Consider the following 18518-nt stretch of genomic DNA (forward strand, 5'->3'; position numbering starts at 1 on the left):
AATCCACACGCAGCGGCAACAAGTCGATTCGATACGCTAAGTTATCGTCCGAACGCGAAATTCGCACAAACAGCCGTTCAGAACAGGAACATCACTGCTCCTAACGCCACTGTACTCACGGCGAGGAGATGGACGAGCACCACGAGAATCGGGGTCGCACCCGTTGAACGGAGGTCTTCGAGGCGGATGTCAAATCCAATCCCAGCGAACGCCAGCAAGAAGAGGATATCCGAACTCCTCCCGATGAGGTCGACCTGTGCTCCCGAGAGAATGCCGATGTTTGCGATCACGATCACTAGGACGAATCCGATAATAAACTTCGGGAACTGGCTCCAAATGTACCGGAAGTGGTTACTGTCGTGCTGACTCGTCGTCTCGCTGTTGCGAGCGTAGTAGATCGCATAGCCGACAGCGACCAGCCCGATGAACGCGTTTCTCACGAGTTTTGTGATCGTCGCCCACTGTCCTGCTGCCGGAGAATACGAGAAGCCGACCGCTGTGACCGGCCCGGTACTGAACATACTGAGGCCAGCCCAGATGCCGAACTGTTTCGCCGGGAGCTGCAGTATGTGACCGGCGATCGGGAACGTCACCAACGTGAGTGCGTCGAATAACAGGACTGTAGAGGCGGCGTAGGCGATCTGTTCGTCGGTGACTTCGATGCTCTCGGCAGTGGCGACCACCGCTGACACGCCACAGACGCTCGAACCGGCGGCGACGAGCGAAGACGTTCCACTCTCGACACCGAAGACGTGGCGGGCGAGCAGTTCCGTGAACAACACGCCGAGGACGACCGTCGCGAGCGCAAGCGCGAACACCACTGGACCGGCATCGATGACTTGCCCGATCGAGAGGTTCACCCCCAGAAGCACGATACCCGTTTCGAGGAGGAGCGTGCCGAGACCGACCCCGCTCGCCGCCCAGTCCGGCAAGCCATAGACGTTCGCGATCACGACGCTCAGCGCGATCGCGACCAGGAGGACGTTCAGTTGGGGTGCGACGGCTGAAATTCCCTGTGCGACGCCAGCAATTATGACTAGCAGAAGGACTCCAGGGGCGAACTCCCGAGCACTATCGATGAATTCCGACACGGGTCAGAGTCCCCCGACGACGAAAACGCACACGATGACAACTAATCCCAGCAGGGTCGCTCGCCACCCGCCGTCCAAGCGAAGCCACCACGCGACGAACCATGAGTGATTACCCTCCGTGTCGTTGGAAGTGGATGCCGTACTCATCGTCCTCCCTCACGCGATTTCGTCGTACTTTCGTCCCGATTCAGTTGTATAGCGTCCGTGTGTTCCATCGTATTTCAAGCGTGGGATGGGAAGGAGATAGGAGTCCGTTTGGCGCACGACAACTCCTCCTGCGAACGATCCTGAGCAACCGCGATTGGCTAAACAGCAGATTCATTCGTCGTGCGCTGAATCCAGCACTGAGGGATGCGAGAGTTCACCTTCGCTATCGAGTACGATTCGGGCACCGACCCGATCACCGATGTCTTCATCGAGTATCCCGAAACGGTCGCGCGTTCGCTCGACGGGTACGTGACCACCGACCAGTTCTGGCGGATCGAGCGGATTTCAGGGCCTGCAGGAGCACTCGATGCGCTCGAAGCGGTGCGATTCGACGATTCGCGATGTGGTGAGTCGATCACCGAACTCGACTGTGAGGCACGTCGCTATCACGACCGCCTCAAACGAACCGATAACGAGCTCGTTCTCTACACCTATCTCGAAGATATCCGTGCGTGCGAATCAGTCCATACGATCGCCGGAAAGCACCTCGATCCAGGCGTCGTATTTGAAACCCGTCGCCGAGAGGACCGCCACGAGTGGCGCATCCTGATGCGGTCGGATGGAAACATCGGTGTGTTCTACGATGAGGTTGGGGCACGCCTGCGCGATGGACTGAGCTTTCGGATAGGGTCGTTGCGCGACGCCGAGGGCTGGCAACAGGACCTCTTGGCGTCGGTCGCGATACCCGCCGAACAGCGCGCCGCGCTTCGAGCGGCATTCGATCGTGGCTACTACGAAACGCCGCGCGATGCCACACTCGACGAGATCGCCGATGGACTCGATATTCCTCGGTCGACGCTCTCCTATCGTCTTCGTCAGGCCGAGACTCGATTGGTCCGCCAATATTTCACTGAATCATCGATGAGTGAGTGATCACCAGTTGAACTGCCGACCTCGATCCAGTGTGTCCTGCTTTCGCTTGGTGTTCGACAACAAGGCATTGATGGGTTTGCCGGACGAATGGGACATATGATAGCCGACAGCACGTCGGAGGTTCTCGTCTCGGCGGATTGGGTAGAGGACCATCTCGAAGAGATCCAACGCGACGATCCATCCCTTCGGGTGATCGAGGTAGATATCGAGCCGAGCAATTACGACGACGGCCATATCCCCGGTGCGAGTTCGCTCGATTGGAAGCGCGACTTGCAGGATACAGTTACGTTCGACGTTCCAACCATAGCCGATTTCGAGGCACTGCTGGGCGAGGCCGGTGTGACTGCCGACTCGACGATAGTTCTGTACGGGGATATGATGAACTGGTTTGCGGCCCACGCCTACTGGTTGCTTACGTACTACCGTCACGCCGACGTCCGTCTCCTCGATGGCGGACGAGACTACTGGGTGAGTGAGGACTACCCGCTCACCGACGAGGTGCCATCGTTTACCGAACAGTCTTACTCGGTCTCAAGCGACCCCGATGGTTCGATCCGCGCCGACCACGAGGACGTGGTCGTGGCGATGGACGAGGAAATCCCGATGATCGACGTGCGGACGCCCGAAGAATATCGGGGAGAAATCATCGCACCACCTGGCTGGAACGAGGGTGTCCAGCGCGGCGGGCACATTCCAGGGGCGACCAACATCCCGTGGAGCAACGTGGTCGAAGCCGACGGCCGGTTCAAATCGCTTGAGGACCTCCGCGAGCTTTTCGCTGCTGAAGGGATCGAACGGGAAGGAAGCGAGACGGACGTGATCACCTACTGTCGGATCGGCGAGCGGTCGGCGTTGATGTGGACGGTACTCCACGAACTTCTCGGCTACGAACGCGTACGCAACTACTACGGATCGTGGGTCGAGTGGGGAAACACCGTCGGTGCGCCCATCGAGAGTGCACAACGTGCCGACGTCAAACGAAATCACTGAGGTCGGTCCGTAGCAAATATTCGGATACGGATCGGGAACGTTGCTCAGTCACATTACGATTCGTTTTCGAGATGGACCGTCACACCGTACGGTTGGTATGCATTACTCGCATAGCCGCGCTTGTTCCAGGGGAATTCGTCGTCTTCGATCCCACGAAGCCCCGCCTCGGGTGCCGAGATCGTTGCTGGTTGACGACGCCCTCGTTCGCTAGTCGCACGCGAGACGATCAGATGGTCACCTGATTCGGACGATGGGTACCAGAGATATCGGAATCGACGCCACGCATACCGACCGAGTGCAGGTTCGAAGAGGTCTGCATCCGCCCACGTCTCGCCTCCGTCAGTCGACACCTCAACACACTCGACAGGGTCATCACCGGCCCAGGTCATCCCCGTGATTTCGATAGGTTCGGCAGGGTCCCTTACCGCATTCTCCGCTGGAGCGGTAATCAATGACGTGACCAGCTGGTCGTAGAGATACGCGTTGTCGATCGCTTCCGAGGTCAGTTGTTCGTGTGTCTCCGTCGTTTCGAGGGACGTGTGGGCCGTCGGGACGTCGTCCTGCTCTGGAATGATCCGATAGCGGAACTGCTGCCAGCGCGTGTAATCCGGTCCCCCGTTCTCGCCGTTCCACTCTTCCCCGGCGATCATCGAATCCATCGTGTGAATCCTGGATACCCACTTGACGCAGTTGTTGCCGAACCAGCCCGGCACGAGTAATCGAACGGGAAAACCATGGTCGTCGCTCAGTGGTGCACCGTTCATCTCGTAGGCCAGCAAGCAGTCATCAAGCATTTTCGCCATCGGGATCGACCGACAGAAGACATCGCCGTCTTCGGGTGCTTCGCCACCCATTACTGCAACCCATCCAGCGTCGGTATCGACGCCATGGGCTTCGAGCACTTCGCCCACGGGCGTCCCGGTCCAAACCGCCGTCGCGACCGCCCCCGTCGTCCATTGGTGGCCGCCGGCATCCGGCTCGAAAAACGTGCGTCCGTTCCCCGAACACTGCATCGTGTGTGGGATCGATTCGGTTGCGTAGTCCTCCCGCAGTTCGTCTGTCGAAAGCTCGGCCGTCTCAGTTACCATCCCGGTGAGTGAGACGGTCCAGTCGCTTTCATCAAGCCGTGGTGTGGGATGATGGTTTCGAACGTAGTGGTCTTCTTTCGGCGTCAGCAGTCGTTGCAGATCACTCCGAGACGCGATCTCGGCGTTTTCCGGATCCGATGAGAGGACTTGTAGTCCAGGATATCTCTCGACAAACGATTGCGGTTCTGTTCTGGAGAAGTTCTCACTCCCGGTCATGGGATGGTTCCTCTCCATACAATATGGCTGTCGTCTGAACACAGACTGTCGGTGACAACTCGGGGAGGTCTGAGAGCGGTATCTCTGACGGCTTTACTTATCAGACCAGTCTTGACCATATCAGTACTCCGAGCATGTGAGGCATGAGCACTCGCTTAGCGTACGACAAATTAGTATATAGGAAGCGTCCAGTTCGGCTGCACCCCCTGTCAGTAGCCACATGGTTACTGACAGTCTGTCAGTAACCCCTCTCGTTCAATAGAGATGGGCCCCGTCAGCAAGAATATAATCCGATTACACCGAGGCACGACCTCATCAGTAATCTAGTGCGTTGCTACCAGCTGTTAGGGCGCAGCGGCAGCTGTATCATCCGAGCGATGATGGAACGGCATGGTGATAACGAGTTCATCATACGGAAACACAGGGCGTTTCGAGCCGTCCTCTTCGCTGAATTGAATCACACCCATCGCTTCAAGACGAGTCAGCTCCTCGTAGACGTTTTTCACGTCACGCTCAACGAACCGGGCTGTCTCACGGATACTTCCAGGCTCGGCGTCAGTAATAGTGCGTAACAATTCGAGCGTCCGCTCGTTGAACGTTCGAGCTAGCTGGCTCTCGCTGGGGAAGGTAACGCTATCGGGCTGGTTGACTGGCTCGTTACGACCAAGCGATTCGAGAGCATTACGACCCTCCTGATAGCCGCTCTCGCCCTCATCGCGAACCGTGATTAGCAGCACGTTCTCGTCGTTGCTGTGATTGTTAGTGGGAGTCATGCTGATCGACCTCCGTTCTCGGATGGCTCAAACCTCGGTTTCGGTATCTCACTCCAGAACCGCTCGTAAAGCTCGACCATTCCCGGAAACTGGATGGTTCCTGTGGGCTGGTCGGTAGTGTGGAGTTCGTGGCCTTTGGTATCCTCGTGGGAATTGTCGTAGCGTCGAATGGTTCCGTCCTCCAGCGTTTTCGGTGGATTCGGAACCAGTGCGCCGTAGTGGAGCGTGTACCGCCAACTGGATGGATACGCTGCATCCTCTGTCCGACGAACCGACACTCGAACGAGGGTATCATCTTCGTACACGTCCGTTCGCGAGTACCCATCCAGATTGGTCGGGGTGAGTGCCATCCTCTACTGTTGGTTGCATAACCAACGCAATAAGGCTGTTGGCTCTACAACCAACAGCCAACAAAGAATGAAACGTTATTTGCTTTCCACAGCGCTAATGATGCTGCTTGCGGCCTTATTGATACGTTTCAGGTGGTCGCGAATCTCCTCGGCGTCGTCGTTCTCCCACGCGGCGAGGTAGAAGCCCGACCCACTGACGTCGAGGCCAAAGTACCGTCCGACCACGTAAACGACCGCCTCGGCTTCGAGCTCGCGCTCTTGCTGGTCGGTCCCGGCGCGGTCCTGGTGGAGCACCGCATGAGCATACTCGTGGGTGAGCGTTCCGGCAACGGCGGCGTTCTCGCCCTCTTTCACCTCGATCGTCCGATCGGCGTGATTGCACACCCCCTCGGCGCTGCCGTTGGTCCACTCGTCGGCGTCGACGATCGCAACGTCGTTCACGAGGTCGTCGCCGGCGTCGAGCAGGTCCGATAGCAGTTCATCGGCCTCACCCTCCGCCTCACTCGGGAGCGTCGGCAGCGGCTCGCCCTCGGTCTGTGAGACGTCGAACACCGACGCGGTGCGGAAGGTGACGATCCCCTCGCTCCACTCCTCGGGGTCGGTGTCGTCGTACTCACACCCGGCGCTCTCGTGGTAACTCGGCGAGTTGCCACACTCGGGGCACTGCTTCGCGATCACAGGCCGCCAGATGTATATCGCGCTCTCACCCGACTGGACCTGTCGATCGAATTCGTCTTGCCACGTCCGATACCCGGCGACTCGGGTCGCGTTCGGGCACTGCATCTGGATCAGCAGTGTGTTCCGCATTGAGTAGTCGTGAAACGCGCTCTGAGCGTCGAGAAAGCGCTTGAACGTCTCGCTCTCGCTTGCCGATTGAACCTCGTCGATCAGGTCCTCGACGAACTCCTCGGTCGACTCGCGCATTTTGTCTTCTCGACTATCCTTCTCGCCGAAATCTCGACCGTCCGTTTGGGTTTGGGTCGTTGCCATAGGTTTTCTCCGGGGCGCTCCCCGTACTTCTACTAAACAGCTACAGACTGATAAAGCCTCCGTTCGACAGTATTATATGCTACTATACTGTGGCTACTACTACTATATGGTAGCACTATCCTTCGGGGATGACTATGAGCTCCCCGACAGATGTCCATACTGCAACCAGAAATTGGGTATGAATGGGTCTACAGCAACGTTCCGGGTGGGAAATGGCACATCTGAGTTTGGCGAGTACAGCCAAATCGAATGTGTATCCTGCGAAAAAATCGTCAAGCGAAACTACGGTGAAGAGGATGTTGCTCAACAAGATGACCCTTTAATTGATCCGGATCCTTGGGTGTATCGGGCTGAAGTACTCCGCAATGAATCATCTTTGAAGCGGCGGGAAGCGCAGGTGAGGTCGTTGAAAGAAGAAGGGCTATCACACGGAGATATAGCGGAGAAACTGGGAATAAGTGAGAGCACTGTCGGAGAATACTCCCGCCGAATTACTCGCCGTATCAATGAATCTGCAAGAACCATTGAGGAGATCGGACAGGTGATCGACCCAGTTCGACTCATAGAAGGTCAATTCGACGGATGGGTCATCTACCTTGGTTCGGAAGTGAAATGTCCCGTATGTAGAACTGACCTCTCTGTTGGTGATGAAGCTGTAGTCATGGCTGAACGAGTTAGCGATCAATGGGAAACTGTCGAAATATTCTGCAATGGCTGTCCAAGAGAGGAGTATGTAGCTGCACCTTATGGACCAGAGCAACCTGTGACAGAGATCTTCAAGACAGGGCAAGGACAAACAACCTTCTGCTTGGTGGAAGGCGAGTTGGAAGCTCGTGGTCCAAGACTGAAAGAGAACGGATTCGCACTTGAACGAGAGGAGTCACTCACACTCAGTTCTCCACACGTCCTCGAGGTCTGGAACTGAAATATCGCCAATAGTCAGATTCCTCTCTCAGGAATGGTATCCGAAGACCTACCCGACGAGCTCACCCTGTAGCTCCGCCCGTCGCTCCTCGCGGCGCTCTCGCGGCGGCTTGCCACCGCCGACGGGCGGCTCATCGGGCGACGATAGAAGGAACCACCCGCTCGCAACCTCCTCAAGCGCCAGCCATAGCCTATCGTCGAGGTTCTTCCCGCCGATAAGCGTAATGTGGTCGTCGAGGAACACGCCGGGCGAATCCTCGTCGATCGGGCCTGCTCCACACTCACAGCCGGCGGTGAACCCCGCACCGCCACCCTTGTAGATCGTGACCTCCTCGCTCGGCACTTGATGGGTCCGACCATGCCCACAAGTGTAGCTCCCGATCACCGCGCGCGTTCCCGGTAGCGTCGTCTGACCCGACATACTCAGGACCCCTCCGATTCGTCTCCGAACCCTGCGAGGTTCGACTGCTCGGGGCCGCTCTCATCCGACGCTTCCGCCGTACCGCTCTCGGAGTGATCGACCGTCTCGACCCGCGTCTCGGGCTCGCTCTCGCCGACGTCGCGGGTGCTCTCGCGCGACTTTTCGACCTCGATCTGCTCGGTGAGCCACCCGATCTGCTCGCCGATCCCGCTCGTATCGTCGAACGGATACACCACCTCAAAGCCGTACTCCTCAGCGAGCGCGTCGAGTCCGTCGCGGAGAGGCGCGAGATACGCCTGTCCGGCGAGCATGATCACCCGATCGAGCGGGTCCCAGTTCTCCCGCTCGGCGTGGTTCGTGGCGGCCTGCTCAAGCCCGGCGAGCACGTCGTCGGCCCACTTGTCGAGCGTCGCATATCTCGCGTTCTCGACTGCCTCGACGTCGAGCGGATAGTCGTCGATCGTCACGTCGTAGGGCGGGATGATCGACTTCGGCTATAGGGACCCGTAGAGTGCCGAAAGCACGGACCACGAATCGCCGACTAGCTCGGCGTACTCCCGCTTTTTCTGGAAGTAGCTGGACGTGTAGAGGTTGTAGGCGTACGCCTCTGAGTCCTGCTTTTTCGCGCCGTATCCGACGTAGACCCTCGTGCTCCCGGTAACGTCACCCATCGCTCTCGGCCTCCGACCGCCGGGATTTGGCAAACTGAACGGCGTTGCTGGCGTCGGCCAGCGTCTCCGTGTGGCTCACGACCCCGTACCGGGAATCCCGATTGAGGGTGTCGAGTTCGCCGAGCTCGTGGGCGGCGACGTCGAGCGCGATCGTCTCAGCGTTCTCGATCACGTCCTCGGGAACCGGCTCAAGGGTCCCGTTCGTGATATGGGATCGAACGTGGTCAAGACGGTGGTTGGCCGTCTCCCCGTTCATGCTCTCGAATACGACTGCTCGATCGGCCTCCGACCCGCTCTCGGCGGGGGCCTCCACCACCCGAACGAACGCGCCCGCGTTCCGGTTGCGAAACCAGCGCCCCTCATGGGTGAGCGCCGCGAGTTCCGCCTCGCTCATGTTCTGGTAGTTCTCGCGCCATGCGTCCATCGCCTCGCTCGCGGTCACGGTGTCGCTCTGGTTGCGTGCCATAGGTTTGCTCCGGGGCGCATCCCCGAACTTCTACTAAACAGCTACATACAGATAAAACCTTTGATAGCGAACGGTGAGACGGATACCAACCCGGCGCTGACACCGAATCTTACCAAACACTAGAGTCGGGATCGCGTTCTGATGTTTGGTAAGAGAGTTCGGCCGTCGCGACTGTCGCGAATCTCCTCACTACAACCGGCCTGAACGGTCGAACCAGTCGCTCTCGAAGGTGGGAATGGCCCCCGAATTGGGTTAAACCCCGAAGAAAACCTATGGCAAGGATTTCTGTTGGGGGCCACTTTCCTCTAATCCGGGTAGCAGGGAAAAGGGTTCGGGGATCGTTCGGGTTCCTTCCGTCGATCATGCGACAGCGAAACAAGCCGATTAGTGATCTGCTCTCGGTGAGCTCGTGAGCGCTGACTGAGCGATCGCTCACCAAGTGGGTATCTGCCCACCGGATAAGCACTCACCCGAGCGGTGAGCGGCCGCCTATCGGATGGGATTCACTCGCCGAGTGATTCCAGCATCCCAGCGACCGTATCCAGTTCCTCTTTTAGCGACTCGCGGAGGTCGTCAAGGTGGTCGGCGTACTCATCCATCTCCTCGCCCGGCGCGGGGCACCCGTTGTTGCTGATTTCGAGGGCGACACGTCGGCGGTGCTTACAGTTCGGTGCATCGCGGTATTCGGTGTCGGGACAGTTACAGCACCGGGGCTGATCGATGACCACCGTATAGGTCGATCCCGATTCGCTATGCACCTCGTAGATGCCGGTGCAAACCCCTTCAGCGTCGGTTTCAGGGACGACGACCATGTTCTCCGTCCGGGCGCGAACCGCTCGCCGGTGAGCGGCGTCGAGGTCGTCCATGTCCGGGCTGTTCTCCGCCGATTCGTCGCCGAGGGTCGCCGTTTGTGCCATTGCCATAGGTTTCCTCCGGGGGCGCTCCCCGTACATCTACTAAACAGCTACACACGGATAAACCCTTTGAACGAAGATGATCGTAGAATGGGAAGTGAGCGACTCTGTGGGTTGATGAGGAGGTTTTGAGCCGTGAGAAAACACCATCGTCGGCACCGATACCGGCGTTCTGCTGGTCTAGTTGTCGCCAGCGGTTTCGAGGGCTTCGCGGGCGTCAGCGGCGGCGGCGGGGTCGTCGGCCCCCATCGGCCCGCCCATGTCCATCGCCATTTTCAGCGCGTCGGCGGCGTCGGCACACTGCTGTTCGGTGAGCGCGCCCATCCGGGTGTCACCGTCGCCATCGAACGCCCCGACGATCTCCTCGCCCGCGTCGATCACGTCCACCGCGCTCGCCACTTCCTCGAAGCCATCGGCGGTGAGCGTCACGGCCACCCGATCGTCGCCCGCGTCAAGCGGCGTTTTGCCGGTGACAGCCACCACCCGAAACAGGTGCTTGCACATCGCCGAGCGCTCCGCGTCGGGGCACGTACATGAGCCACCTTCGAGCAGGTTCACCGTGTAGGTGCTCCCCGATCCGCTGTGAACGTGGTACGCACCGGGTTCGTCCGCCGATTCGACGTGATAGAAGCTATCCAGCGCGCGGTGGATACGCTTCGCTTCCTTGTCGGGAGCGTCGAGATGCTGGTTTTCGCCCGTTTCGCCGCCGTCGGCGGAGGTTTTCGTTGATGCCATAGGTTTGCTCCGGGGGCGCTCCCCCGTACTTCTACTAAACAGCCACAAACGGATAAGCCTCTCGGTCGAGAAACGGCGGTTCTCGATCGCAGATTTTAACTGTATGTGGCTGTATAGTAGATGTAAGGGGGACCCGGATGGGGACCCTCGGGAGAAACCTATGGCACAAGGTCAATCGACTGCTGACGACTCCGGCGAATGGGACACTGAACTGACGATCCGCGTCTCGGGCGCGACGATCCCCGACGATGAGCAGGAACGCGAGACGATCCTCCAAGACCTCGGACGACAGGTCGGGCGGATACTCGAAGAAAACCACGGGATTCACGCCGACGACGTGAGCGGGAACATCGGCCCGGAATACACCCAGATCGGCGACGACTGCCCGGTGTGCGGACACTCGCACGTCGAACTGCGGGATTACACCTATACCGATAACGGCGCGACCGCCTCGGCGTTCTGCTCCGAATGTCGCTGGTCCGGGACCGCGATCTACCGGCTGATCGACTACGAATCCCACCGGAACGACGACGACTGGCGATCGGCGGTCATGTCGGGCAAATCGAGCGCTCACCGCTTCAGCTACTAAGATGGACGTCTCGACTGTCGAGTTCGACTATGAGCCGGTGAGCGACACCGGGATGGGGATCACCCACTTTCGAGTTGATGAGTCCGAACGCCGTCATGCGGGCGCTCCTCGCCCGTTTCACGGCGGATGGCTATCAGTACGTGGTCGTGAATATGCGCGGCGGTGACGCCGCTCGCCGGTTCCTCACCGATAGCCTCGGGATGACGCTCGTCGAGGGACCGAACCCCGACGGATTTGTGACCGCTGAGACTGAGCTCATCGACCGATAAACCGGATTACGACAGCTTCCCTACTGCCGGTTTTCGGTATATATAGCCACTCTCGCGACGATATACGCTTATCTCCGATCGAGGGGCTTATCCGCTTGTAGCTGTTTAGTAGAAATGCGGGGAGCCCCGGAATGGGAACCCCGAAGCAAACCTATGGCACTTTCGGAAACCGGAACCCACGACGACGCACAGACCACAACCGGCGACGGACGCACCTACGATGGCCGTCGGCGCTCGAACGCGCGAAACCTCGTGACCGGGCCGGACGGGAACCTCGACGCCCGGACGGACCTCGCGAACCACTCGCCGAACGGCCTCGAATGGGGCTACGGCGGGAGCGGCCCCGCGCAGCTAGCGCTCGCCCTGCTTGCCGACTGCTACGCCGACGCCGTGGCGCTCGACCACTATCAGCAGTTCAAGAGCGACGTGATCGCGGGCCTCGACGGTGACGAGTGGGCGCTCGACGCCGCGACCGTCGAGAACTACCTCGACGCCGAACAGGTCGAAGCCTCGACGCCCTCGACGGAGATCACCGGCCCGCATGATGAGGTGATCGACGGTGAGGCGACCGGCGCGACCTTCTATCGTTGCGAAGGGTGCGGCCTAGAGTCGCTGGGCGAGGACCTGCAATACAATGGCTGTTCCCGGTGTGAGTAGGGAAGGCAACAGACCGGGATCATAGCCTTTATCCGTTTGTAGCTGTTTAGTAGAAATACGGGGTGCCCCGGAACGGAACCCCGGAGAAAACCTATGGCACGGACTTTCGACGGTACGACCGCGACGGAACGCTCACAGACCGACACCGACACCGACCCGGCACCGGACACCCGGTGTAAGGAGTGCTCCCACAAATGGAACCAAACCGCTGAGGGCTACAAGTGCCCTGAGTGCGGTTCTAAAGGACGTATCATTCGGAGTGAACGGGCTGATTTCGGCGGCGGCGAATCAACCGGGATCGACGAACTCTGATCAGCTGGTTTCAGACGGCTCTTTCTGGCGTTCATCTGCTTACTGAGTCCTCTATCCTGCGTTCTTAGCAACATGGATCAAAGAGTTTATCCGTCTATAGATGTTTAGTAGGAGTACGGGGGAGCGCCCCGGAGATAACCTATGGCACGGAATACTGACGGAACGGGCGCGACGGATCGAATCAACATTGACGCCGACCTGCTCGACGCCGATCGCCCGGTGTGGGCGGTCGCCGACGAGAACGGCGAGGTTCGGCTCTATCAGGAGGACCCGGAGGGGTCGATCGAACCCGGTGGCGACCTCCTGCTCCACTACGACAACGCCGAGGACCGCCCGATCGGGATCGGGATGCAAGAGGAGCGGACCACGTACGACGACGATCTCGGACGTGTGGTGACGTATGAGACGTACCCGGTGGTCGACCTCGCGACTGGCGAAGAATTTGAGCTGTGGAACGAACTACCCGACGACGATCACAACTCGTTCACCCCGCTCACCCTGATCAACTGAGCGGCGAACGCCCGACGTCGAGATTTTACTCTCCGTCGGTTGCCTGAGCGCGCCGTTCGGCCCCGACCTCCAGAACGGTGAGAAGACTCTCAACCATCGGATCGTCCGGGTTCGCCCGGTAGAGTGGCGAATTACCCGCCTTATCGACCTGCTCGACCACACCGAACGCGAGTAGGTCATCAACGTGTTCGTACCATGAGGACCGCCCGACACCCGCGTGCTTGCAGATTTGGGCGGGATTCGCTTTCTCGCCGTCCATCGTGATCACTGTCTGAATGAGCTGGGCTTTCGAGACAGGCGTCAAGAGCGATACGAGCGCGCCGCGCTTCACGCCTGCTCCGTGATTGCCCGCCTCGACCTCCTCCTCGGTCGGGAGCTGATCCACGACGTACTGCGGGAGGTCGTCGGTCTGCTGGCGTTCCTGCTCCGCCAATTCGTCGTCCGATAGTTCGCCGCTGGGTTCTGCCTCCATACCCGTCTTTGGAGAGCCATCGACATAACCGTTCCGGCTATTCGTACAGTACCGTCCGAAGTTTCGGACAGACTTAAGTGGATCAAGCCTGTATGTAGGAGTAGGAGGTGAGAATCATGGTATCCGATGCAACGTACAAGGCGCGCACCGCCGCTGTGCTGTACCGCGAAAGCGCGTACCTGCCACAGTGGATGAGCGTGGCTGACGTGGTTGACAAAATCGCTGACCCCGCCGAAATCGGGAGCGCTGAAAGCGCTATCCGGCGGACGGCGGCCGACCGCGTGAGTCCGGTCATCTTCACGCCCGGCACTGGGCGCTCGGCGGTGTCGCTTGAACGCGGGGCCGTAGATGCCCGCGTCAAAGACTGGATCGAGCGCCACGACCCGTCGGAACTGCCGTTCGGCTTGCGGTAGGGGCCTCGCGCCCCGCGCCGACGGGGTATGGCTGAACGACCACGGCGCTCGGGGGCTATCTCCCCCGACAGTCGCCGGTAGGACGTACTGCACCCAACACGGTGAGCGTTTCGCCGGTCATGATCGACGCGGTCGCCCCGAACACACCCGTCGCTCCCGGCGCACTGATGTTGCGAACCACATCGGATACCACCCCTTTCACCCGTTTTCCCCGATCGAGAGCGCCCTCGACGTCGCGGCGCTGGTCAAATCTTACCTAACGTCTGAGCGGGATTCCGTCTGAGTGTTTGGTAAGAGAGTCCGGCCTCACGGCGCTGCGCGGCGGTCGGGGTTCCATATCGAGAACACACCGCCGTTTTCGTAGGTTCTGTAGCTCCGCGATCGAACCCACCGATCGGGGGTGTGCTTTTCCTCTCCGAGAGTCAATTCCGGCCCGTTCGATGGTCGACCTCCTCGACGTCCCGGACGGATACGACTACCATGCCCCAGCGATCGAGGTTCCGGCGCGCGTCGTCTGGCTCAACCGCCTGTTTCGGCTGGTGCTGGCTCTCGTCGTGTTGACTGTTGCGTGGCTCATCCACGGTCGGCCTCCTCTTACTGTGGTCGCACTCGGTATCGCGACGATTCACGAGCACAATCAGGCGCTCTACATCCTGATCGTCATCTCCTCGCTCGGCATCTTCCCGATTCACGAGCTCGTTCACGCGGTCGCTGGGTATCTCCGAAAGCTCAAGGTCCGTATCGGGTGGGACTGGACCTATCTCGCGCCGTTCGTCACAACCTACGGGCGGCCTCAAACGAGGTCTGAGACGGCTCTCGTCGCCGGGCTTCCCTTCGCGACTCTGACGCCGCTGTTGGTCCTGATCGTAGTCTTCGCCTCGACCCCGTGGGCGGCCGTGTTCATCCCTCCAGCGTTGATCAATATTCTCGGGTCGGGCCCGGATCTGAATACTCTCTGGCAGATGCACTCGCTCCCGGACGGCGCACTGCTTCAGAACGACCGTGACGAGAATACTGCCTACTACGTTCCCTCTCACTCACGTTGAGAATCCATTTCCAGTGCTTCAGCGCGAGTATGTATCCTCCCTACAGAGTTCACCGATTTCTTTGCTGTTCACCCGAACTACGAAGACCCTCCTCCCAAATCATCAACCATGGAAACGACTCGCCACTTCACGACGAAAGTTTACATCGTCAACGAGGGCGCGACCGCGCTCCATGAACATCCGGGATTGGGACTCCATCTCCCACCCGGTGGACACGTTGACCGTGACGAACTCCCTGCCGAAGCTGCACTGCGGGAAGTGAGAGAAGAAACCGGCCTCAATGCGGAATTACTCTGCGAAACAGCTGACATTGAGGTTCCTGGTGGTCGTCCGCTTGCTGAACCTGCCTACTATCTACTCTATGACGTAGATGTTGACTCGAATGGCGAAGTTGCCCACCAGCATATCGATCATATTTACTTTGGTAGAGTATCATCACGAGAAATTGTTCCGACAGGTCACGAGGCACCAGCTAAAGCCTGGAATTGGTATATGCCCAATGAACTCCGCCGAAGCGATTTTGATCCGGACACAGTACAAATCGGTCTTGAGGCTATCGAAGCTGTTGAGTAGGTCCTCCGGACCCAGAGGTATTGCCTTCTGTTGTCCGAGTCGATAGACCACCCTGAGCGTACGCTCGGATTCACGCCTGCGTCTAGCAGAAATCTCACACTCCCACTAAATGCTTTCTCCGCCAGCTGTCAGAAGTACTGTGCAAGATTCAGAGGCTAGATTGATGATGAAACCGTGTTTGGTGAGTTCCCATCTGGATTGATGAGATGGGCTGACTGGAGCAATGCCGCTATTCGAGTATCTGCTCCGTCTCAGCCTGGATATCGAAGTCGTTCGGCTTGGCCACCCTGACGGCAGGGAGCTGTCGGAGCCGCGGGCGCAGGAGGATGTAGCCAGCTATGAAGCCGAAACCACTGGCGGCCAGTGCCATCGTTATCGTCGTTCCCAGTGTCTCGCCGACCGCACCACCGATAAGCGACCCCAAGGGAAGCGTCGCTCCAGATGCGGTGCCTTTCGTCGCGGAGATCCGACCCAGGAGGCCGGCTGGGAACACCCGCTGGTCCAGCGTCGAACTGAGTACGCCCGATATACCGCTGGGTACCCACGCGAGACCGAACAGGACAACCGTGAGTGCCGGGGATGACACGAGAACTGCAGCGAGCCAGCAGCAAGCAGCTGCTCCTTGAACAAGGAGCATTCTACCGTAGGGGACGCCCTCGAACCACGGCCCGGCGAATGAGCCGATGAGTCGGCCGATCCCGAGCGCATCCAATAGGAGGCCATAGATGGCAGGGCCGCCGAGGCTGTCACCGAACGCCGGCAGTATCGCCAGCGTGAGACCGGTCGTGAAGTTCGCCACCGCAGTTGTGAGCACCAGTTCGACGAATACCGTCCCGCGAAGCACCGCAATGCCGTCCCGGAGATCCAAGACGTACGAGCGCAGCACCGAACGAACGGTCGGTCCGGCCGTTTCATCATCTGATTCCGTGCGCCCGTCAGCTTCCGTAGCGGTTCTGATCCGGATACCGGCGAACAGTAGCGCAGCGGCGGCGAAGGTGACAGAGTCAGCGAGGAATAGAGCCGTCGCACCGAACACGGCGATGAAGACGCCGCCGAGTGCGTCGAACACCATGTCCAACCCAAGCGTCACGGTCGAAAGTGCGGAGTTCGCGCTAGAAAGACGCTCGTCGTCGACGATACGGGGCAACAATGCTGTCTCCATCGGTGCCATCAGCAGCGACGCGAGCATCAACAGCGGTGCAACGGCGAACAGGACGCCTACTTCTAGGTATCCTGTCGCCGCCGCCAGCGGCAGAGCTAGCACGACGGTACCCTGAACCACCTGTGAACCAACGAGTACGTATCCGAGTGGTAGGCGATCGACCAGCGGTCCGGCGAACACCTGTAAGAGCCACGGCAACAACAGTATCGCGTTCAACGCGCCGGTGACCAGCGTTGAGCCACTCAGCTCAAAGGCGATCCAGAGCATCGCTACCGTGTAAAGACTGTCACCGGCATTCGTGACGAACTGTCCGGCAAAGAAGCGCCGGAAATCAGCGTTGCGCCACAATATACGGTTGAGTACGGTCATTGACGATCACCCCTGAGCGACACCGGTACAGCTCTGAGTGGAATGTGCGAGCGGTCTCCTCGCCAAGGATTCGAGTATCGGCGTGGGCGGTTCGGTCGTGATTCGTGTGACGGTACGTGGTCGTACGAGCGCCGGCTCTGGGCCGGCAACTCGGCGAGTTTCAGCATATGCGTGTATGGTCAGGAGGAAGTGCTGCTACCGGGGAGGCAGCGAAACGAACCCGAGTGCTGCGGCTATCGGGCCCGTCCGGAAGCGGGAGGCGAGAGAGGGTCGAACACCGGACGAATTGCGGGCCGGTGAATCATAGAACGAATCTATTCGACTGTTCACGTGGTTGATCAAAAGTGTATTGCTTCAGTATGGACCGGGGTGGTTCCACTTTCTCAGCTTGTTTTGTAGGCCCTGCATGAGTGTTCAAATAGGAGGCGTGCAAGATGCGCGTCCCGTATCTCGCCCACCGATTCCAACAAGTCGGAAATCTGGAATCGAAGATTCGGAGGACTAAGGCTAATCCTTCTATCTCCGGGCGCTCGACACTGTTCACGAGGTCGATCATGCACGCTGTCTATGCGGGCCCGGAGCGCGCTCTTGTACGGCGCTGGCGATGGTGGGGCCTCTCTGCTCGGCAGGCGTCACCTCTCGCTTTGCAAGCCGATAGGCCGCTCTAAGCGTCCGCTCGGATGCACGTCTCTGGTGTCCCTGCTGGCCGACTGTCTCACGGAACCCATACTGTTCTCAGGTCCCCCACTGGCTCCGTGGTTCGCACTGACTTCGCGACTCTCGCTACTCCCACGTTGCCGACCACTTCTACCACTCCTACCTCTCTCACAACTTACACACCCCAAACTACTCTTAGGTAGTAAACTACTTAGACACAGTACAACCCTCAAAAGCACTGTACCAATTCAAGGAACTAAGACGCTTAGACACTGTAAGATACTCTAAAACCCTACACTGGCCGGGGTAGCCATGAGCCTCCTACTGGGTGCGGCCCTCTGAATCCCTCGAAGAATCATGAGTCCTCTAATCCGCATGACCGGCAGGCTACTCCGACAGGCCACACTACGCTGGACCCGACAGGCCGCCCCCGCGCTACGCCGAGCGCGGGACACGCTCGATCCCGACATCGCGGTGCGGGCACGCCGGCGCGACAGACCGCAGCGGCGCGGGGTGCGATAGACCGCTGCCGCCTCCGCTGACTGCTGTCCGCTGACCACCCAGCTACCGCAGGTTGACAGGCCCTTTGCTGTCGCTGTCTCACTCACACTGCACACCCTGTTCGGTGTAGCAGGTTTGCTCCCTGGAATACCAGGGAAGCGCTGGCTGTCGGCATCGCTCTGATGCCTGTTTCTCCTCGTGGAATACCAGGACTGCTGTCGCTGGTTTGAGCTCGCACGCAGCCGCTCACTGCTTTGGTGGATACCCACCTTTGCTGTA

The 18518-nt window shown here is 59.3% G+C and carries 23 protein-coding genes; 10 read left to right on the top strand and 13 right to left on the bottom strand.

Annotated features, from left to right (window positions below):
• Positions 1 to 77: 77 nt before the first annotated feature.
• Positions 78 to 1091: a YeiH family protein gene (locus tag D3261_RS08825; RefSeq protein WP_233553947.1), complete on the bottom strand. Its 1014-nt coding sequence runs from the start codon at positions 1089 to 1091 to the stop codon at positions 78 to 80.
• Between the two features lie 351 nt (positions 1092 to 1442).
• On the opposite strand from D3261_RS08825, the gene D3261_RS08830 reads away from it, so the two are divergent.
• Together D3261_RS08830 and D3261_RS08835 are read left to right on the top strand one after the other, a co-directional pair.
• Positions 1443 to 2171: a helix-turn-helix domain-containing protein gene (locus D3261_RS08830; protein ID WP_120071519.1), complete on the top strand. Its 729-nt coding sequence runs from the start codon at positions 1443 to 1445 to the stop codon at positions 2169 to 2171.
• A gap of 96 nt (positions 2172 to 2267) precedes the next feature.
• A complete protein-coding gene (locus D3261_RS08835; protein WP_394337576.1) occupies positions 2268 to 3161 on the top strand; it encodes a sulfurtransferase in 894 nt (297 codons plus the stop codon).
• A gap of 53 nt (positions 3162 to 3214) precedes the next feature.
• On the opposite strand, the gene D3261_RS08840 is transcribed toward D3261_RS08835, so the two are convergent.
• From D3261_RS08840 to D3261_RS08855, 4 genes are all read right to left on the bottom strand, one after another.
• Positions 3215 to 4483 carry a sulfite oxidase gene (locus tag D3261_RS08840; RefSeq protein ID WP_233553948.1) on the bottom strand — a complete coding sequence of 423 codons (1269 nt, stop codon included), beginning with the start codon at positions 4481 to 4483 and terminating at the stop codon, positions 3215 to 3217.
• A 326-nt stretch (positions 4484 to 4809) separates the two neighbouring features.
• Positions 4810 to 5238 carry a hypothetical protein gene (locus tag D3261_RS08845; RefSeq protein ID WP_120071521.1) on the bottom strand — a complete coding sequence of 143 codons (429 nt, stop codon included), beginning with the start codon at positions 5236 to 5238 and terminating at the stop codon, positions 4810 to 4812.
• On the bottom strand, positions 5235 to 5588 hold the full coding sequence (locus D3261_RS08850) for a DUF6516 family protein (protein WP_120071522.1): 354 nt from the start codon (positions 5586 to 5588) through the stop codon (positions 5235 to 5237). Before D3261_RS08850 ends, D3261_RS08845 begins: the two co-directional genes overlap by 4 nt.
• Before the next feature lie 75 nt (positions 5589 to 5663).
• Positions 5664 to 6578 carry an ArdC family protein gene (locus tag D3261_RS08855; protein WP_120071524.1) on the bottom strand — a complete coding sequence of 305 codons (915 nt, stop codon included), beginning with the start codon at positions 6576 to 6578 and terminating at the stop codon, positions 5664 to 5666.
• Between the two features lie 106 nt (positions 6579 to 6684).
• On the opposite strand from D3261_RS08855, the gene D3261_RS08860 reads away from it, so the two are divergent.
• The gene (locus D3261_RS08860) at positions 6685 to 7503 is read left to right on the top strand and encodes a LuxR C-terminal-related transcriptional regulator (protein WP_158589368.1); all 819 of its coding nucleotides are present in this window, start codon (positions 6685 to 6687) and stop codon (positions 7501 to 7503) included.
• Between the two features lie 48 nt (positions 7504 to 7551).
• Here the strand turns inward: D3261_RS08860 and D3261_RS08865 are convergent, their stop codons facing one another.
• The 6 genes from D3261_RS08865 to D3261_RS08885 form a co-directional block, all read right to left on the bottom strand.
• The gene (locus D3261_RS08865) at positions 7552 to 7845 is read right to left on the bottom strand and encodes a hypothetical protein (protein ID WP_147464942.1); all 294 of its coding nucleotides are present in this window, start codon (positions 7843 to 7845) and stop codon (positions 7552 to 7554) included.
• Positions 7846 to 7925: 80 nt separating this feature from the next.
• Positions 7926 to 8390 carry a hypothetical protein gene (locus D3261_RS08870; RefSeq protein ID WP_120071530.1) on the bottom strand — a complete coding sequence of 155 codons (465 nt, stop codon included), beginning with the start codon at positions 8388 to 8390 and terminating at the stop codon, positions 7926 to 7928.
• A 27-nt stretch (positions 8391 to 8417) separates the two neighbouring features.
• Positions 8418 to 8594, bottom strand: a complete 177-nt coding sequence (locus D3261_RS19990; protein WP_158589369.1) for a DUF6884 domain-containing protein — start codon at positions 8592 to 8594, stop codon at positions 8418 to 8420.
• Positions 8587 to 9060, bottom strand: a complete 474-nt coding sequence (locus D3261_RS08875) for a hypothetical protein (RefSeq protein ID WP_120071532.1) — start codon at positions 9058 to 9060, stop codon at positions 8587 to 8589. Before D3261_RS08875 ends, D3261_RS19990 begins: the two co-directional genes overlap by 8 nt.
• A 503-nt stretch (positions 9061 to 9563) precedes the next feature.
• On the bottom strand, positions 9564 to 9983 hold the full coding sequence (locus D3261_RS08880; RefSeq protein WP_120071534.1) for a hypothetical protein: 420 nt from the start codon (positions 9981 to 9983) through the stop codon (positions 9564 to 9566).
• Between the two features lie 171 nt (positions 9984 to 10154).
• Positions 10155 to 10709, bottom strand: coding sequence for an SWIM zinc finger family protein (locus D3261_RS08885; RefSeq protein ID WP_120071536.1), 555 nt, complete (start codon positions 10707 to 10709; stop codon positions 10155 to 10157).
• 160 nt (positions 10710 to 10869) lie between these two features.
• Here D3261_RS08885 and D3261_RS08890 point away from each other — a divergent pair, with 160 nt between their 5' ends.
• The 4 genes from D3261_RS08890 to D3261_RS08905 all read left to right on the top strand — a co-directional run bounded on the left by D3261_RS08890 (position 10870) and on the right by D3261_RS08905 (position 13046).
• Positions 10870 to 11298, top strand: coding sequence for a hypothetical protein (locus tag D3261_RS08890; protein ID WP_120071538.1), 429 nt, complete (start codon positions 10870 to 10872; stop codon positions 11296 to 11298).
• Between the two features lie 77 nt (positions 11299 to 11375).
• Complete coding sequence (locus D3261_RS08895; RefSeq protein WP_120071540.1) at positions 11376 to 11567, top strand: hypothetical protein; 192 nt, start codon at positions 11376 to 11378, stop codon at positions 11565 to 11567.
• A 153-nt stretch (positions 11568 to 11720) separates the two neighbouring features.
• Positions 11721 to 12224: a DUF6166 domain-containing protein gene (locus D3261_RS08900; protein WP_120071542.1), complete on the top strand. Its 504-nt coding sequence runs from the start codon at positions 11721 to 11723 to the stop codon at positions 12222 to 12224.
• A gap of 453 nt (positions 12225 to 12677) precedes the next feature.
• Positions 12678 to 13046 (top strand): hypothetical protein, encoded by a 369-nt coding sequence (locus D3261_RS08905; RefSeq protein ID WP_120071543.1) that lies wholly within the window; start codon positions 12678 to 12680, stop codon positions 13044 to 13046.
• Between the two features lie 25 nt (positions 13047 to 13071).
• On the opposite strand, the gene D3261_RS08910 is transcribed toward D3261_RS08905, so the two are convergent.
• A complete protein-coding gene (locus tag D3261_RS08910) occupies positions 13072 to 13518 on the bottom strand; it encodes a hypothetical protein (protein WP_120071545.1) in 447 nt (148 codons plus the stop codon).
• A 116-nt stretch (positions 13519 to 13634) separates the two neighbouring features.
• On the opposite strand from D3261_RS08910, the gene D3261_RS08915 reads away from it, so the two are divergent.
• The 3 genes from D3261_RS08915 (at position 13635) to D3261_RS08925 (ending at position 15550) form a co-directional block, all read left to right on the top strand.
• Entirely contained in the window at positions 13635 to 13931 is a 297-nt protein-coding gene (locus tag D3261_RS08915) for a hypothetical protein (RefSeq protein WP_147464943.1), read from the top strand.
• Between the two features lie 440 nt (positions 13932 to 14371).
• Positions 14372 to 14977 carry a DUF3267 domain-containing protein gene (locus tag D3261_RS08920; RefSeq protein WP_120071549.1) on the top strand — a complete coding sequence of 202 codons (606 nt, stop codon included), beginning with the start codon at positions 14372 to 14374 and terminating at the stop codon, positions 14975 to 14977.
• A 108-nt stretch (positions 14978 to 15085) separates the two neighbouring features.
• A complete protein-coding gene (locus D3261_RS08925) occupies positions 15086 to 15550 on the top strand; it encodes an NUDIX hydrolase (RefSeq protein ID WP_120071551.1) in 465 nt (154 codons plus the stop codon).
• 229 nt (positions 15551 to 15779) lie between these two features.
• On the opposite strand, the gene D3261_RS08930 is transcribed toward D3261_RS08925, so the two are convergent.
• Positions 15780 to 17081, bottom strand: a complete 1302-nt coding sequence (locus D3261_RS08930; RefSeq protein WP_120071553.1) for an MFS transporter — start codon at positions 17079 to 17081, stop codon at positions 15780 to 15782.
• Between the last annotated feature and the right edge of the window lie 1437 nt (positions 17082 to 18518).

It is taken from the genome of Halococcus sp. IIIV-5B (assembly GCF_003602035.1).
Taxonomy (GTDB): Archaea; Halobacteriota; Halobacteria; order Halobacteriales; family Halococcaceae; genus Halococcus; species Halococcus salsus.